This window comes from Aquibaculum arenosum, assembly GCF_029222965.1.
GTDB classification, from domain to species: domain Bacteria; phylum Pseudomonadota; class Alphaproteobacteria; order Kiloniellales; family DSM-21159; genus Aquibaculum; species Aquibaculum arenosum.
The window spans coordinates 108,979-124,945 of the sequence record NZ_JARHUD010000006.1; the positions used below are offsets into that span (position 1 = coordinate 108,979).

13 protein-coding genes are annotated in these 15,967 nt (G+C 67.4%); 7 read left to right on the forward strand and 6 right to left on the reverse strand.

What is annotated here, in order from left to right; all coding sequences use genetic code 11:
- Nucleotides 1-8 precede the first annotated feature (8 nt).
- The gene (locus tag P2G67_RS10940; RefSeq protein ID WP_275822988.1) at nucleotides 9-1,628 is read right to left on the reverse strand and encodes a FumA C-terminus/TtdB family hydratase beta subunit; all 1,620 of its coding nucleotides are present in this window, start codon (nucleotides 1,626-1,628) and stop codon (nucleotides 9-11) included.
- Nucleotides 1,629-1,746: 118 nt separating this feature from the next.
- Here P2G67_RS10940 and P2G67_RS10945 point away from each other — a divergent pair, with 118 nt between their 5' ends.
- Genes P2G67_RS10945 through P2G67_RS10955 form a run of 3 tightly spaced genes read left to right on the forward strand, consistent with a single transcriptional unit; the run spans nucleotide 1,747 to nucleotide 5,742 of the window.
- Nucleotides 1,747-2,892: a CaiB/BaiF CoA transferase family protein gene (locus P2G67_RS10945; RefSeq protein WP_275822989.1), complete on the forward strand. Its 1,146-nt coding sequence runs from the start codon at nucleotides 1,747-1,749 to the stop codon at nucleotides 2,890-2,892.
- Complete coding sequence (locus P2G67_RS10950) at nucleotides 2,870-4,726, forward strand: TRAP transporter large permease (RefSeq protein WP_275822990.1); 1,857 nt, start codon at nucleotides 2,870-2,872, stop codon at nucleotides 4,724-4,726. The genes P2G67_RS10945 and P2G67_RS10950 overlap by 23 nt, the downstream gene beginning before the upstream one ends.
- A 41-nt stretch (nucleotides 4,727-4,767) precedes the next feature.
- A complete protein-coding gene (locus tag P2G67_RS10955) occupies nucleotides 4,768-5,742 on the forward strand; it encodes a TRAP transporter substrate-binding protein (protein WP_275822991.1) in 975 nt (324 codons plus the stop codon).
- A gap of 29 nt (nucleotides 5,743-5,771) precedes the next feature.
- On the opposite strand, the gene P2G67_RS10960 is transcribed toward P2G67_RS10955, so the two are convergent.
- Genes P2G67_RS10960 through thrC form a run of 3 tightly spaced genes read right to left on the reverse strand, consistent with a single transcriptional unit; the run spans nucleotide 5,772 to nucleotide 9,082 of the window.
- Entirely contained in the window at nucleotides 5,772-6,380 is a 609-nt protein-coding gene (locus tag P2G67_RS10960; protein ID WP_322099693.1) for a GNAT family N-acetyltransferase, read from the reverse strand.
- Nucleotides 6,381-6,389: 9 nt separating this feature from the next.
- A complete protein-coding gene (locus P2G67_RS10965; protein ID WP_275822992.1) occupies nucleotides 6,390-7,676 on the reverse strand; it encodes a M16 family metallopeptidase in 1,287 nt (428 codons plus the stop codon).
- Entirely contained in the window at nucleotides 7,673-9,082 is a 1,410-nt protein-coding gene (thrC, locus tag P2G67_RS10970) for a threonine synthase (protein WP_275822993.1), read from the reverse strand. The genes P2G67_RS10965 and thrC overlap by 4 nt, the downstream gene beginning before the upstream one ends.
- A gap of 277 nt (nucleotides 9,083-9,359) precedes the next feature.
- On the opposite strand from thrC, the gene P2G67_RS10975 reads away from it, so the two are divergent.
- From P2G67_RS10975 to P2G67_RS10990, 4 genes are all read left to right on the forward strand, one after another.
- Nucleotides 9,360-10,205, forward strand: coding sequence for an aldo/keto reductase (locus P2G67_RS10975; RefSeq protein ID WP_275822994.1), 846 nt, complete (start codon nucleotides 9,360-9,362; stop codon nucleotides 10,203-10,205).
- Between the two features lie 61 nt (nucleotides 10,206-10,266).
- On the forward strand, nucleotides 10,267-11,961 hold the full coding sequence (locus P2G67_RS10980) for a peptide ABC transporter substrate-binding protein (RefSeq protein WP_275822995.1): 1,695 nt from the start codon (nucleotides 10,267-10,269) through the stop codon (nucleotides 11,959-11,961).
- 35 nt (nucleotides 11,962-11,996) lie between these two features.
- Complete coding sequence (locus tag P2G67_RS10985; RefSeq protein ID WP_275822996.1) at nucleotides 11,997-12,941, forward strand: ABC transporter permease; 945 nt, start codon at nucleotides 11,997-11,999, stop codon at nucleotides 12,939-12,941.
- The gene (locus P2G67_RS10990) at nucleotides 12,938-13,891 is read left to right on the forward strand and encodes an ABC transporter permease (RefSeq protein WP_275822997.1); all 954 of its coding nucleotides are present in this window, start codon (nucleotides 12,938-12,940) and stop codon (nucleotides 13,889-13,891) included. The genes P2G67_RS10985 and P2G67_RS10990 overlap by 4 nt, the downstream gene beginning before the upstream one ends.
- A 25-nt stretch (nucleotides 13,892-13,916) precedes the next feature.
- On the opposite strand, the gene P2G67_RS10995 is transcribed toward P2G67_RS10990, so the two are convergent.
- Both P2G67_RS10995 and P2G67_RS11000 read right to left on the reverse strand, forming a co-directional pair.
- Nucleotides 13,917-14,675, reverse strand: a complete 759-nt coding sequence (locus P2G67_RS10995; protein WP_275822998.1) for an HpcH/HpaI aldolase family protein — start codon at nucleotides 14,673-14,675, stop codon at nucleotides 13,917-13,919.
- A gap of 94 nt (nucleotides 14,676-14,769) precedes the next feature.
- Entirely contained in the window at nucleotides 14,770-15,810 is a 1,041-nt protein-coding gene (locus tag P2G67_RS11000) for a dienelactone hydrolase family protein (protein ID WP_275822999.1), read from the reverse strand.
- Between the last annotated feature and the right edge of the window lie 157 nt (nucleotides 15,811-15,967).

Here is a 15,967-nt window from a genome sequence, read left to right on the forward strand (position 1 = left end):
GCGATGCCCTATGCTGCGGTCGGAGCTCGGTCGCGGTAGAAGTCGCGGCCCTTGTCGTCGATCACCAGGAAGGCCGGCAGGTCGACCACCTCGATCCGGCGCACGGCCTCCATCCCCAGCTCTTCCATGTCCAGCGTTTCCACCGAACGGATGTGATCGCGCGCGATGGCCGCGGCCGCGCCGCCGATGGTGCCGAGGTAGAAGCCGCCGTGGCGCGCGCAGGCGTCCGCCACCGCAGCACTCCGATTACCCTTGCCGAGGCTGATCGGCCAGACACCCGCGGCGAGAAAGGTCTCCATGTAGCCGTCCATGCGCGAGGCCGTGGTCGGGCCGAAGGCGCCGCTGACCATGCCGTCGGGCGTCTTGGCCGGGCCGGCATAGTAGACGGGATGGTCGCGCAGGTAGTCCGGCAGGGTTCCCCCCGCCGCCAGGCGCTCGGACAGCGCCGCATGGGCCTTGTCGCGCGCCACCACCAGGGGGCCGGTCAGTGAGAGGCGGGTTCCGACGGGTAAAGTCGCAAGCTGGCGCCGTATGCCCTCCATCGGCTGGGTGAGATCGATGGGAACCGCCGGCGCCACGCACTCGTCCAACTCCGGAAGGAAGCGTTCCGGATGGGCCTCCAGGCGTTCCAGAAAGACGCCCTCCGCCGTAATCTTTGCTGCCGTCTGCCGGTCGGCCGAGCAGGAGACCCCCAGCCCCACCGGCAGCGAGCCAGCGTGACGCGGCAGGCGGATCACCCGCACGTCGTGGCAGAAGTATTTGCCCCCGAACTGCGCGCCGATCCCCAGTTCACGGGTGATCGCCAGCACTTCCGCTTCGAGTGCCCGGTCCCGGAAGGCCCGACCACTGGCATCGCCGCTCTCCGGCAAATTATCCAGCGCCCGGCAGTTCGCCAGCTTCACGGTCTTGAGTGTCTGCTCCGCCGACAGACCACCGATAACCAGTGCCAGATGGTAGGGCGGACAGGCCGCCGCGCCCAGGGTTGCCACCTTCTCCGCCAGAAAGGCCCGCAGACGCTCAGGCGAAAGCAGCGCGGTGTTCTGCTGGAAAAGGAAGGTCTTGTTGGCGCTGCCGCCGCCCTTGGCGACGAACAGCAGCCGGTAGTCGCTGCCGGGACCGGCGGCGATCTCGATCTGCGCCGGCAGATTGCTGCCCGTGTTGCGCTCCTCATAGAGAGAGAGCGGCGCAAGCTGGCTGAATCGCAGATTGCGCGTGGCATAGGTGCGCGCAATGCCGTCCGAGAAGGCGGCGACATCCTCCCCGCCGGTCAGGACCTGCTCGCCCTTCTCGCCGATGACGACGGCGGTGCCGGTGTCCTGGCAGAGCGGCAAAGCGCCGGCGGCGGCGATCACCGCATTGTGCAGCAGGGCCCTGGCCACGCTGCGGTCGTTGTCGCCGGAGTCCGGGTCGTCGAGGATGGCGCGGAGCTGAGCCAGATGGCTGGGACGCAGCAGGTGAGCCGAGCGCGCGAAGGCTTCCGCGGCCAGATCGGCCAAGGTCTCGCGCGGCACGATCAGCCAGTCGCGGCCGCGCCAGCGCTCGCGCACCACGCCTCCGTCGCCCAGGCGCTCGTAGTCGGTGCGATCGGGCCCGTGTTGGAACAGGGGCGCATAGTCTGCCTCGGCCATGAGTGCCATCTCCCTTTCAGGCGGGTCGCGTGGTTGTCAGAACAGCCTGTCTAAAGGAAGCTACGCCGCCCGTGCCTGGGGAACCAGTCTGGGCCGGACCTGGCAAGAAGGGAAAACCATGCCGCGCGATCTCGAAGGCCTGCTCGTCGTTGCTTTGGAACAGGCCGTCGCCGCCCCCTACTGCGCCTCGCGCCTGGCCGACGCGGGCGCCCGGGTGATCAAGCTGGAACGGCCCGAGGGAGACTTCGCGCGGCGCTATGATCGCCATGTCAGGGGCGAGAGCGCCTACTTCGTCTGGCTGAACCGGGGCAAGGAATCCTGCCGGGTCGACCTCAAACAAGCGGACGACCTCGCCCTCGTCCGCAAGCTGATCGCGCGCGCCGACGTCTTCATCCAGAACCTGGCGCCGGGTGCCACCACCCGCCTGGGGCTGGGCAGCGCCGCGCTGCGCGACGCCCATCCGCGGCTCATCACCTGCGACATCTCCGGCTACGGAGAGAGCGGCCCGCTGGCACACCTCAAGGCCTATGACCTTTTGGTGCAGGCGGAGTCGGGCTTGGCGGAGTTGACCGGTTCGCCGGCCGAGCCGGGACGGGTCGCGGTCTCGGTCTGCGACATTGCCTGCGGCATGTACGCCCACCAGGCAGTGCTTCAGGCCCTCTTCGCCCGCGAACGCAGCGGTCAGGGCCGCGGCATCCAGGTCTCGCTGTTCCACGCCATGGCCGACTGGATGAACGTGCCCTATCTGCAGCACGTCTATGGCGGCATTACTCCTGAGCGACCGGGCCTGAATCATCCCACGATCGCCCCTTACGGACTCTACCGCTGCGGCGACGGGCAGGGAATCCTGCTCTCGATCCAGAACGAGCGCGAATGGCTGGCCTTCTGCGAACAGGTGCTGGGTCGGCCGGAGCTGGCCGGCGATCCACGCTTTGCCAGCGGTCCCGATCGGGTCACCAACCGCCCGGCGCTCAATGCCGCGATCGACTCCGTTTTCAGCACGCTGTCTCGGCCGGAGGTGATCGAACGCTTGGAGGCCGCGCGCATCGCCTATGGCCGCCTCTCCACCCTACCCGACCTCGCCGCCCACCCGCAGAACCGCTACGTGCAGGTCGTCACCAGCGCTGGTGACGTGCAGCTTTTGGCGCCGCCGCCAGTGGTTCCAGGCATGGAGGAAGACCGCCTGGGAGCCGTGCCGGCCTTGGGCGAGCATGACGAAGCGGTCCGTGCGGAGTTTGCCGGTGACAGCCAGCACAGTCGCTGAGAGAAGCGCGGCGGCCCGCCTGCTCCACGGCCTGGACCGGAGCATCGCCGCCCTGGCGACGCTCTGCCTGTCGGGACTCATCCTGATCCTGCTGGCCAATGTCACCGGGCGCTACCTCCTGGGCACCTCCCTGGTCTGGGCGCAGGAAGCGGCGATCTGGCTGTTCATCTACATCATCTTTCTGGGATTGCCGCTGGCACTCAGGGCGCGCCAGCACATCGCACTCACCCTGCTGCGCGACCGCCTGCCGCCGGTGTGGCAACCGGCGCTCGCCATTCTGATCGACGGGATCGTCGCCTACGTCACCCTCATGCTGCTGATCGCGGGCCTGGAGCTCATGCAGCGCATCGGCGGCACCAGCCCGGCGCTGCTGCTGCCGGTCTGGCTCAAGTTCCTCTTCATCCCGCTGAGCTGTCTCGCCAGCCTGCTCTGCATCGCGCTGGCCGGCTTCGAGCGGGGCATCGCCCGCTGGCAGGGACCGCTCAGTCTGCTGCTGGGCGCGCTGCTCTATCTGCTGCTGCATCACGTCGAAGCGGTGAGCCTGCCGGCAGCCTCGGTCAGCCTGGTCATGGGCCTGGGCTTTCTCGCCACCCTGCTCCTGGGTGTGCCGGTGGCCTTCGCGCTGTTGTTCGGGGTGTTCCTTTCCGGCGTCGCCCTGCCGTTGCTGCCGCCGCCGGCGCTGGTGCAGAACCTGGTCAACGGCGCTGGCAAGTTCCTGCTGCTCGCCGTGCCGCTCTTCCTGACGGCCGGCACGCTGATGAACGCCGGTGGCCTCACCCGCCGCCTGATGGACTTCGCCTTCAGCCTGGTGGGGCATATGCGCGGCGGCCATGGGCAGGTGAGCGTGGTCTCCAGTCTGCTCTACGGTGGCATCTCCGGCTCCTCCTATTCGGAGGCCTCGCTCAGCGCCAAGCTGTTGGCGCCACAGATGATCCGCCACGGCTACTCACCGCCCTTGGCCTGCGCCATCACGGCCGCCTCCGGCGTACTGCCCAACATCGTCCCGCCCTCGGTGGCGCTGCTGATCCTGGCGGCCGCAGGCAACCTTTCCGTAGGCGCGCTCTGGCTCGCCGGCATCGGCCCGGGGCTCCTGCTTGCACTGTGCCTGATGCTCGCCGTCCACCTCCTGGCCCGGCGGCAGGGACAGGCCCCGGCCGGGAGGCGGACGGATGGCGCCACCCGGCTGCGCCACGGGCTTCACGCCGCCCCGGTGCTCTTCCTCGCGGTGGTAATCATCGGCGGCATCCGCATCGGCGCGGTGACACCGACTGAGGCGGGCGTGCTGGCCGTCACCTATGCCCTGCTGCTCGGCCTCCTCGTCTACCGCGCCTACGGCTTGCGGGGCCTCTGGGAGAGCCTCGAGCGCTCGGCCCAGGAAAGCGCGCTTATCGGCCTTCTGATCGGCGCCGCCGCACCCTTCGCCTTCATCCTGGCCGCCGAGCAGGTGCCGCAGGACCTGGTGCGCGGACTGACCGGCCTCACCGAGAACCCCTGGTTGATCCTGCTGCTCGCCAACCTGCTGCTGCTGCTCTTCGGCATGATTTTGGACATCGGGGCCGCGATCCTGATCCTGGCGCCGCTGCTCCTGCCGGTGGTTGTGGCGGTGGGAATCGATCCGATCCACTTCGGCCTGGTGATCGTCGTCAACCTGATGCTCGGCGGTCTGACCCCGCCGGTGGGCATGCTGGCCTTCATCGCAGCCACCGTCACGGAAACGCCGGTGCACAAGGTGTTCCGCGCCCTGCTGCCGCTGTTGGCCGCATTGCTGATCGGGCTCGCCATCGTAACCTATGTCCCGGCGGTGTCCATTGGCCTGCTGGAGCTTATTCGTTAGGCTTGGGCGAAATAGGGAACTGGGGAACAAGGGAGTTTTTCATGCGCTTGCACCAGCTGCCAGCCTTGCTGCTGGCCGGCCTCTTGGTTGCTGCGGCCGGCACCGCCGAGGCCCAGCGTCCAGTCACCATTGCCTCGCTGTTGGGACCGGACAAACCGGAGACGCTGGTCTGGACCTACATCGAGGAACGGTTGGAGGAGCGGCTGCCGGGCGCCTTCGATCTGCGCATCGCCACCGACGCCTCCCTGGGCGGCGAGCGTGAGGTGGCGGAAGGCGCGCGCCTCGGCTCCATCCATGGCAGCCTCTCCACCCTGGCCAACATGAGCGCCTGGGTTCCCGAGGGGCAGGTCTTCGACATGCCCTTTGTGTTCCGCGACGCCGAGCATGTAGACCAGGTGATGAAGGGACCCATCGGCGATGAGTTCCGCGAACTCTACCGCGAGCAGGGCTTCCGCGTGCTGGGCTATGTGAACTACGGCGCCCGGCACCTCCTGGCCAAGGAGCCGCTGGACAGCCCCGAGGACGTGGCCGGGCAGAGCATCCGGGTGATTCAGAGCCCGCTGCACACCCAGCTTTGGGAGAGCCTGGACGCCAACCCGACCCCCATTCCCATTCCCGAAGTCTACAACGCGCTGCAGACCGGCGTGGTCGACATGATGGACCTCACCAAATCAGCCACCGTCGGCTTCCGCCTGCACGAGGTGGTACCCTATGTGGTGGAAACCGGCCACATCTGGGCACTGGGCATTCTCTTCCTATCGGAGGACTTCTACCAGAGCCTGACGCCGGAGCAGCAGGAGGCCTTCCTGGAGATTGGCGCCGAGGCGGCGGATCACTTCAACGCGCTGATGGCCGAGGATCACGCCAGCTCCATGGCCCTGGCCGAGAGCGAAGGCGCCCAGGTGGTGCCAGTGGACCGTGCCGCCTGGCAGGAGGCCATCAAGCCCTTCTGGGAGAGCTACGCGCCGGAAGTGGGCGGCATGGAGCGCATCAAGGCCATCGTCGAAACCGAGTAACTGGGTCGGGTCCGCCCGGCTCCGGCTGGTCATGCGCCGAGCAAGCGACGGCGCCTTGCCGCGAACTCCTCGGCGAGCAGACCGTAGAGCACATGGTCCTGCCAGCGCCCGGCGATGCGCAGATAGCCGCGCGCCATGCCCTCCTCGCGAAAGCCGAGTTTAAGCAGCAGGGCGCGGCTGGCCGCATTGTGCGGCAGGCAAGCCGCCTCGGCCCGGTGCAGGCCCAGCGGGCCGAACGCAAAGTCCAAGAGGGCGAAGAGGGCCTCGCTCATATAGCCGCGGCCGGCATGAGGCTCGCCCATCCAGTAGCCCAGGCTGCCGGTCTGGGCCACGCCGCGGCGCAGGTTCCCTAGCGTGATACCCCCGAGCAATTCCCGGTCGTCCCGCCGCAGGATGAAGAGGGTGTAGCCCCAGCCCTCGCGCTGGTCCCGCTCGTAATGGCGCAGGCGCCAGCGCCAGGCCCTGCGGCTGAGCGCGTCCGCAGGCCAGGTCGGCTCCCAGGGCTCCAGGAAGGCGCGGCTGCGCTCGCGCAGGCTCGCCCAAGCGTCGTAGTCGCGGGCCTGGGGCGGGCGCAGCAGAACACGCTTATGGGTCAGGATCGGTCCGGCTGCCCCACCGAGGAGTAGCGGGCGCAGCACCGCATGACCTCAGACAGCAGCCCGAGCCGCCTGCGGCGCTGCGAAGCGCGCACAGAGCTGCTCGAAGGCTTCGACCTCGCTGAGCGGCCCGAGGGCAGCCAAGGTCGGACGGCTGGCAAGCAGGCGCCGGGCAACCCGGGATATATCCGCCTGGTCCACGGCCTCCACCTTGGCGAGGATCTCCTGGGCCGAAAGCGGCCGATCATGTACGAGAATCTGATTGGCCAGGTGCTCGACGCGGTTCTCGTTCCGCTCCCGTCCCATGGCGATGCTGGCGCGCAACTGGGCCTTGGCGCGCGCCAATTCGGCGTCGCTCAGCCCCTCTTCCGCCACCCGCTGCCACTCGTCGCAGAGCACGGGCAGAAGCTCGCGCGCTTCGCGTTCGCCGGTGCCGGCATAGACACCGAAGATTCCGCTGTCCACCTGTGCCGCGGCGAAGGAGAAGACAGAGTAGACCAGCCCGCGGCGCTCGCGCAGTTCCTGGAAGAGGCGCGAGGACATGCCACCGCCGAAGGCGGTCGAGAAGGCGGCACAGGCATGGTAGTCGCTATCGCGAAAGCCGATGCCGTCGAAGCCCAGGATGAGGTGCACCTGCTCCAGCTCACGGGCCTCGCGGTAGTCGCCGCCGCGGTAATGCGGCTGGTCGGTGACCGCGCGACTCTCCCGCTGCAGGCCGCCGAAGTGACGCTCCGCCAGATCAACCAGGCGCGCGTGCTCCACCGCGCCCGCCGCGGCGAGCACCATGCAGTCTCCACCATAGTTGGCCTGCTGGAAGCCGCGCACGGCGTCCCGATCCAGCCGGCTTACTATGTCGGGCCGGCCAAGCACCGGCCGTCCGACGCCCTGGTCCGGAAAGGCGGTTTCCTGGAAATGGTCGAAGATGATGTCGTCGGGCGTATCGGCCGCCTGGCCAATCTCCTGCAGCACCACCTGGCGCTCGCGCTCCAGTTCCGCATCCTCGAAGAGCGAGTTCTGCAGAATGTCGGCGATGAGCTCCAGGCCCAGCGGCAGGTCTTCGGTCAGCACCTTGGCATGATAGGCCGTGATCTCACGGCCAGTGTAGGCGTTGAGGTGACCACCCACCGCCTCGATCTGCTCAGCGATGTCCTGTGCCGAGCGGCTGGGGGTGCCCTTGAAGAGCATGTGCTCCAGCAGGTGCGCCACACCGTTGCTCTGCGGCGTCTCGTGCCGGGTGCCTACTCCGATCCATACGCCGAGCGACACCGACTGGGCTTCCGCCATGCTGTCGCTGGCGACCGTCAGCCCGTTAGCGAGCCGCGTAACCTCCACCGTCATGCCGCCTCCGTCTGCACGCGCGCGCGCGCACCGATGAAAGCCTTGAGCTGCGTCTCGTCGGCGGGCACGACCGTCAGGCATTCCGGGCGCTCATGCAGGTCCGCCAGACGCGGCGGCAGGGCCGGCCGCTGGCCGATAGCGCGTTCCACGGCATCCGGGAACTTGGCCGGATGCGCGGTGGCCAGGGTGATCATCGGCACCGCCGGATCATCGCGCCGCGCCCGGGCTGCCGCCAGACCAACGGCACTGTGCGGATCGAGCACCGCGCCACAGGTCTGATAGCAGCGCGCGATCTCCGCCACGGTCCCCTCGTCATCGAGCCTGTAACCGTCGAAGCCGGCGCGCACCTGCTCCATCACCGCATCCGGCAGGGCGAAACGCCCCTCGCGCCGGAAGCTGGTCAGGGTTTCGGCCACGGCCGCCCCCTGCCCGTCCAGCAGCTCGAACAGCAGGCGTTCGAAGTTGCTCGACACCTGGATGTCCATCGAGGGTGAGAGCGTGGGCACCACGCTTTCGATCGCCATCTCTCCGCGCTCGAAGAAGCGGGCCAGGATGTCGTTGCTGTTGGAGGCGACCACCAGCCGCTCCATGGGCAGCCCCATGCAGCGCGCGGCGTGACCGGCGAAGACATTGCCGAAGTTGCCCGTCGGCACGGCAAAGGCCACCCGCCGCTCCGGCGCGCCCAAAGCCACCGCCGAGGCCACGTAATAGACGATCTGCGCCATGACCCGGGCCCAGTTGATCGAATTGACCGCTGAGAGGTGCAGACCGTCGCGGAAGCCATGGTCGTTGAAGCAGGCCTTCACCAGGTCCTGGCAATCATCGAAGGTGCCGCGGACCGCCAGATTGTGCACGTTGTCGGCCTGCACCGTGGTCATCTGCCGGCGCTGCACTTCGGAGACACGGCCCTCGGGATGCAGCATGAAGAGGTCGATGCGGCTGCGCCCGGCAAAGGCCTCCACGGCCGCCGCGCCGGTATCGCCCGAGGTGGCGCCCAGAATCGTCACCCGCTCATCCCGGGCTTCCAGCACCGCATCGAAGATGCGGCCCAGGAACTGCATCGCCACGTCCTTGAAGGCCAGCGTGGGCCCGTGGAAGAGCTCCAGCAGCCAGTCATTGGCATCCAGCTGACGCAGCGGCGTGACCGCGCTGTGCTCGAAGCCCGCGTAGGCCTCGGCCACCAGCCGGTCGAAGCGATCCTCAATCGCGGAGCCGGTCACGAAAGGGCGCATCACTGCCGCAGCAAGCTGAGGGTAGGAGAGTCCGGCGAGGCTGCGCAGGCGATCCGGCGTCAGCGTGGGCCAGCTCTCCGGCAGATAGAGGCCGCCATCGCGCGCCAGACCGGCCAACAAAACCTCGTCGAAACCCAACGCCGGCGCCTGGCCGCGGGTAGAAATATAGCGCATGCTTGATTTATCCGTGCCGGGAGCGCGATCCGCTCGGCCGGCTTGACCTGAAGGGAACATCGAACTCCGTTGTGTCTCATCCCGCCTACAAGGGCCGAAATCCGGCCAGACAGGCTCCATAAGGCGGCACTCTAGTCCTGCCTCCGGGCACGAACAAGGCAGCGGTGACATGCCAACGGGATTGATCCCGGCCCGCTGGCCCCTCACCTTTGCAGGAATCGGCGGCGCCCCAGCGAGAACCGCAGAACCTGAACGGCAGGCAGGAGGATCACGATCCATGACAGCAGACAAGCCCGGCATTACCTTCCCCGGCGGGACCACGGTGCCCAAACTCGGCCTTGGCACCTGGGGCATGGGCGAACGCGCGCAGGAGCGCGCCCGCGAGGTCCGGGCGCTGCAAGCCGGACTGGACCGCGGCCTGACGCTGATCGACACGGCGGAGATGTACGGCTCCGGCGGCGCCGAAGAGGTGGTGGGCGAGGCCATTGCCGGCCGGCGGGATTCTGTCTTCCTGGTCAGCAAGGTCCTGCCGCACAACGCCAGCCGCGAGGGCACCCGGCGCGCCTGCGAGGCCAGCCTGCGCCGCTTGGGCACCGACCATCTTGATCTCTACCTGCTGCACTGGCGCGGCAGTTGGCCTCTGGAGGAAACGCTGGAAGCCTTCTCGGCGCTGCAGACGGAGGGCAAGATCGGCGCCTGGGGGGTCAGCAACCTCGACATGGAGGATTGCCAGGAGCTTGCCGCGCTGCCGGGCAGCGAGGGCCTGGCCACAAACCAGCTCCTCTACAACCTCTCACGCCGCGGCATCGAGGCCGACCTGCTGCCCTGGTGTCAGGCGCGCGGCGTGCCGGTCATGGCCTATTCGCCCATCGAGCAGGGGCGACTGCTGTACCAACGCCCCCTGGAGCGCATCGCACAGCGCCACACGGCCACGGCGGCCCAGATCGCGTTAGCCTGGCTGTTGCGTCAGGAGGGCGTGTTACCAATCCCAAAGGCCAGCGATCTGGACCACCTGGAGGAGAACATTGCGGCCCTGTCGGTGGAACTGACACAAGAGGATCTCGAGGAGCTGGATCGGGGCTTTCCGCCGCCCGACGGCCCTCAGCCCCTGGACATTCTTTAGATACAAGAGGCAGGACAGAGTTCACAGGGGTTACGCGAACAGCAAGCGGGGGATGAGGGATATGGGTGATGTCAGCCGAGGTATTCTTGTCGCAGCCGTGATTGGGGTGGCAAGTCTCGCCGGCGCGGTTTTGCAATCCGATACGGCTGCCGCGGCCGGCGGCGACGGCGAGTTGACCATCGGCATCACCCAATTTCCCGGCACCCTGCACCCCAACATCGACGCCATGGCTGCGAAGTACTACGTGCTCGCCATGACCAACCGCCCGCTCAGTCACTTCGATCACGACTGGGAACCGAGCTGCATGCTCTGCACAGAGCTGCCGACCCTGGAGAACGGCCTGGTCGAGCGCGAGGCCCTGCCCGACGGCGGCGAGGGATTGGCCATCACCCTGGAACTGCATCCCGAGGCGACCTGGGGCGATGGCACCCCGGTGACCACCGAGGACGTGGTCTTCACCTGGGAGGTGGGACGCCACCCGGGCTCCGGCATCTCCAACGCAGAACTCTATCGCCGGCTGCTGGACGTGCGGGTGCACGACGGCAAGCGCTTCACCTTCCTGACCGACCGCGTCAGCTTTCGGTACAACGTCTTCGCCGACTTCCGTCTGCTGCCGGCCCACATCGAGCGCCCGATCTTCGAGTCCGACCCCGACGCCTATCGCAACCGTACCGCCTTCGATGCCGATCCTACCAATCCAGCGCTGGCCTGGGGGCCATATCGCATCACCGAGATCACGCCCGGCGCGGAAATCTCGCTGGAACCGAACGAAACCTGGTACGGGCAGCCGCCGGCTTTCGACCGCATCACCGTGCGTGCCATTGAGAACAGCGCCGCCTTGGAGGCAAACCTGCTCTCCGGCTCGATCGACATGATCGCCGGCGAACTGGGACTGGAGGTGGACCAGGCCATGTCGCTGGAGCCGCGGCTTGGCGGTGACTACCAGGTGGAATACGTCGCCGGCCTCTTCTACGAACACATCGACCTGCTGCTCGACAATCCGGTCCTGGCTGACCGCCGGGTGCGGCAGGCGCTGCTCTACGCCATCGACCGGGAGGCGGTGTCCGAGCGGCTGTTCGGCGGCCACAACCCGGTCGCCCATGGCAACGTCTCGCCGCTCGACCGTGTCCACGCCGAAGACATCCAGCACTACGCCTTTGACCCGGAACGCGCCGGGGCGCTGCTCGACGAAGCCGGCTGGTCGGAGCTGCGCGACGGCGTGCGGCACAATGCCGAAGGCGAGGCGTTGCGGCTCGATTTCATGACCACGGCTGGCAACCGCACTCGCGAGCTGCTGCAGCAGGTGCTGCAAAGTCAGTGGCGCGAGGTGGGGGTCGACGCGCGCATTCGCAATGAAACGCCGCGGGTCTTTTTCGGCCAGACCCTGGACCGCCGCAACTACGGCGCCATGGCGCTTTTCGGCTGGCTCAGCTCGCCCGAGCACGTGCCGCGCACCACGCTGCATTCCGAAGAGATCCCGACGGCCGATAATGGTTGGACAGGACAGAACTACTCTGGCTTCAGCGATCCACGGGTGGATGAACTGATTGACCTCATCGAGGTGGAGCTCGACCCGGAGGTCCGGTTGGAACTATGGCACGAGCTGCAGACCATCTACGCCGAGGAGCTGCCCGTCCTGCCGCTGTTCTGGCGGGCTCAGCCATTCATCGTGCCGGACTGGTTGGCCGGGCTGCGCCCCACCGGGCACATGCTCGCCTCCAGCAACTGGGTGGAGGAGTGGCATCGCCGTGACTGAGCTGTGATGGCGCCCGCTACAAAGACCCAGACCCCATGAGCCGCTTCCTCCTGCAGCGCCTGCTCGAATCCCTGCTGGTGCTCGCACTCATGTCCTTCCTGGTCTATCTGCTCATAGGGCTGATGCCGGGCGATCCGATCGACATCATGATCTCCGGCGATCCCAACATGAGCGCAGCCGATGCCGAGCGTCTGCGTGCGGTCTACGGCCTGGATCAGCCACTGCTCGCCCGCTACTGGGCCTGGCTGACCTCCGTCCTGTCCGGCGACCTTGGCTACTCACGCCTCTTTAACCGGCCGGTGGAGACAATTCTGTTACCGCGCCTGGGCAACACCCTGCTGCTGATGGGCGCTGCCCTGCTGCTGGCGCTGATTGTTGCGCTCCCTCTGGGCGTCGCGGCTGCGCGGCGGCCCGGCAGCCTCATGGATGTCGGTGTCAATCTCGGCGCCTTCGCCGGCGCCTCGCTGCCACCCTTCTGGCTCGCCATCCTGCTGATCCTGCTTTTTGCCGTTTACCTCGGCTGGTTGCCGGCCGGTGGCATGGGGGATGGCAGTTTGGCTGAGCGTCTGCGTCACATGATCCTGCCGGTGGTGGCGCTCTCGGTTGCCAGTGTCGCGGGACTGCTGCGGCACATCCGCGCGGCCCTGCGCGAGGCTCTGCGCCAGGACTATGTGCGCACCGCACGCGCCAAGGGCCTCTCCGATCGCCAAGTCGTCTATCGCCACGCCCTGCGCAACGCCATGATCCCGGTGGTGACCATCCTGGCCCTGGATCTGGGCATGCTGTTCAGCGGCGCGCTGATCACCGAGACGGTCTTCGGCTGGCTCGGCATGGGCAAGACCATCTACGACGCCATAATGGGCAATGACTACAACCTCGCCCTCATCGGTCTGCTGCTGGCCACAGGCACGGTGTTGCTGGCCAATCTGCTGGCGGATCTGGTCTATGCCTGGCTCGACCCCAGGATCGAGTACAGATGAGCGACAGCCACGGCCTAGCCGCAGAGAGACGCGCCGCACTCGCGCCCTCGGCCTCGCCACGCCGCCTGGCCTGGCGCCGGTTCCTGCGCCATCCGGCAGCACTGCCCTCGCTGGCCCTGTTGCTGCTCCTGACGCTCGGTGCCCTGGCCGCGCCGCTGGTTGAGCAGATGCTGGGGGTGGATGCGACACGCGCCGACCTGCTCGGCCGCTATGAGGTGCCCTCGGCCGGACACCCGCTGGGCAAGGACGAACTGGGTCGCGACCTGCTGGTGCGTCTGCTCTACGGCGGGCGCATCTCGCTTGCCGTCGGGCTGGCCGCCGCCCTGGCCGCCATGGTGATCGGCAGCCTGTTGGGCCTCCTGGCCGGCTACTTCGGCGGCCGCCTCGATGCCCTGCTGATGCGCCTGGCCGACACGGTCATCGCCCTGCCCCTGCTGCCGCTGCTGATCGTGCTGGCCGCCGTCGACCTCACCAAGCTGGGACTGCCGGAATCGGCCGCCCGTTCGGAGATGGCGAGCTTCTGGCAGATCGTCATCCTGATCAGCCTCTTCGGCTGGACGACCGTGGCGCGCCTGGTGCGCGGTGCGGTGATGAGCCTGAAGCGCCGCGAGTTCGTGCGCGCAGCCGAAGCGCTTGGTGCCGGTCCCTGGCGCATCATGCTGCGTCACCTGCTACCGAACGCCGTTTCGCCCATTCTGGTGGCGACCACGCTCTCCATCGGCAACGTGATTCTGCTGGAATCCGTACTGTCCTTCCTGGGGCTGGGGATCCAGCCGCCGCTGCCCAGTTGGGGCAACATGTTGAGCGGCGCCCAGGAGACCCTCTGGGCCGCGCCCCGCCTGGCGGTTCTGCCCGGACTGCTGATCTTCGTGACGGTGATCGCCTTCAACTTCCTGGGCGATTCTTTACAGGATGCCCTCGATCCCCGGGCCTCCCTCACGCAGCGATGAGGCGGCCCGGGAGCGAAGGTTTCGTTCAGGCGCGCATTTCGGCCACGGTCTGCGCCGCACCGGCGGCGATGAAGCGGGCATCGGAACCGATGGTCACCAGACGGAAGCCCTTGTCGATCATCTGTCGTGCGTAGGCTGTGCTGCCGTTGTGGATGCCGGCGACCAGTCCGTGCTCCTTGGCCTTGGCCAGGACAAGATCGATTGCCTCCACCAGCTCCGGTTCCTGCCGGTCGAAGCCCGGCGCATAGCCCAGAGCCGAGGCCAGATCGGACGGCCCGACATAGACGCCGTCCAACCCCTCGACGGACATGATGGCATCCAGGTTGTCCAGCGCGCGGCGGGTTTCCACCATGGCAAAGACCGCCACGGTCTCGTTGGCATGGGCTGGATAGTCCGCACCGCCATAGAGGCTGGCGCGGATCGGCCCGAAGCTGCGCCCGCCCAGCGGCGGATAACGGCAGGCGGAGACCAGGCGCGCGGCTTCCTCGCCGTCGTTGATCATCGGGCAGATCACGCCGTAGGCGCCGGCATCGAGCATCTTCATCAGGATGCCCGGCTCCAGCCAGGGCACCCGAACCATGGGTACGGTGGCGGTGGTGGAGATGGCCTGCAACAGGGTGACAGCGGTCTGGTAGTCGACCACCCCGTGCTGCAGATCGATGGTCAGGGAATCCCACCCCTGATGGGCCATGATCTCGGCCGCAAATGAGGAGGGAACCGCGCACCAGCCGTTCACCGCCGCCTTGTCTTCCGCCCAGAGTCGCTTGAGAAGATTCTCGCGCATCGTCGTTTCCGTCTCCATTGATCACCAGCATAAACGCGGGCGCGAGTATGACCGCTTCAACCGGTGGGGAAAACGACGTTCACCCCAAAGGTCCCTATTGCGCCGCGGTTTCCCGCGGTGCCGACAAGACTTCGGCAAGAAAGCGCCCGAGATCGGCGTTGGAACGTGCACGCACCGCCTCGTCCCGGCCCATGAGATAGCCCTCGGCGCCGGCGCAGAGACCAAGGATCAGCCGCCGGGTCAGGGGATCAGCCATGGGAATGAAGGTGCGCCCGTCGCGCACCCGTCCCGAAGCGGTGACGGTCAGTTCGCAAGGCGCGAGATTGCGGCCGGTGCGCCGCGGGCCCGGGCGTGCCCCGTCCCATTGGTGATAGGCGCCCTCGTAGACGATCATTGCCACTTCGGCGCCGCCGTCGCGCAGTTCCTCGGCCACGGCCGCACAGCGCGCGGGGTCGGTGATCTCGTCCTCGCTGCCGATCAGCATCAGCAGCGGGGCACCCGTGGCGCGATTGTCGCGAAAACGGGCAATGCAGGGGCCATAGAAGGTGGCGTGACCGGCAAAACGCCGGCCCTCGGGGCTGTAGATCTCTGCCACCTGCTCGTAGGCGGCAAACATGGTGGCCATAGCACCGTAGGAGAAGCCGATCAGGGCGACCCGCTCGCCATCCACCTCTGGCCGGTCATCGAGGTAGGCGAGCCCGGCATAGGCATCCGCCAGCAGCATCGCCTCGGTGATTTCCAGAAGTCGCTGGATGAAGCCCCTCGCCATCTCCCGCCGATTGCCGAAGGCATCGAGCACCAGCGCCGCCACACCCATATCGGCGAACTGCCGGGCGTAGGTCAGTTCCCGGGCGCCCATCACACCGCCGGCCCCATGCAACAGGATGACGGCCGGCACCGGCTCCTCGGTGTCCTCAGGCAGGTAGAGTCGAGCCGAGACCTCGCGCTTGGGCGCCGCGCCTACATGGCGCAGGGTGAAGGGATCCTCCGACTCGAAGCTCACCTGCTCTTCGCCTTGCCCGCCCGCACTGCCACTGGGCCAACTCTCTTGCATGAGCGCGGCTGCGGCATCGCGTGCCTGCGCCGGCCCGGAGGCAAGCGCCAGGAGCAGCACCAGAATAAAAAGCGGAGACATGAGCGCTGCTGAGCCGACCATCCCGCCCCGCCAGCCCATCACGTTCGCCTGCCCTCGAGAGTGAGGGGTCTGTGCAACGGGGCGGGGAACAATCAACGGGAATTCAGTCATTCTTTTGCCTAAGAGGGGAGGTTGTTGCTATAGCTGCAGGATAGGT

Bases quoted from the DNA above. Each gene is read 5' to 3' on its own strand.
- P2G67_RS10965 (WP_275822992.1), bottom strand. From the start codon at position 7,676: ATGACGGTGGAGGTTACGCGGCTCGCTAACGGGCTGACGGTCGCCAGC.
- P2G67_RS11000 (WP_275822999.1), bottom strand. From the start codon at position 15,810: ATGTCTCCGCTTTTTATTCTGGTGCTGCTCCTGGCGCTTGCCTCCGGG.
- P2G67_RS10980 (WP_275822995.1), top strand. From the start codon at position 10,267: ATGGGTGATGTCAGCCGAGGTATTCTTGTCGCAGCCGTGATTGGGGTG.
- P2G67_RS10955 (WP_275822991.1), top strand. From the start codon at position 4,768: ATGCGCTTGCACCAGCTGCCAGCCTTGCTGCTGGCCGGCCTCTTGGTT.
- P2G67_RS10990 (WP_275822997.1), top strand. From the start codon at position 12,938: ATGAGCGACAGCCACGGCCTAGCCGCAGAGAGACGCGCCGCACTCGCG.
- thrC (WP_275822993.1), bottom strand. From the start codon at position 9,082: ATGCGCTATATTTCTACCCGCGGCCAGGCGCCGGCGTTGGGTTTCGAC.
- P2G67_RS10995 (WP_275822998.1), bottom strand. From the start codon at position 14,675: ATGCGCGAGAATCTTCTCAAGCGACTCTGGGCGGAAGACAAGGCGGCG.
- P2G67_RS10975 (WP_275822994.1), top strand. From the start codon at position 9,360: ATGACAGCAGACAAGCCCGGCATTACCTTCCCCGGCGGGACCACGGTG.
- P2G67_RS10940 (WP_275822988.1), bottom strand. From the start codon at position 1,628: ATGGCCGAGGCAGACTATGCGCCCCTGTTCCAACACGGGCCCGATCGC.
- P2G67_RS10985 (WP_275822996.1), top strand. From the start codon at position 11,997: ATGAGCCGCTTCCTCCTGCAGCGCCTGCTCGAATCCCTGCTGGTGCTC.
- P2G67_RS10945 (WP_275822989.1), top strand. From the start codon at position 1,747: ATGCCGCGCGATCTCGAAGGCCTGCTCGTCGTTGCTTTGGAACAGGCC.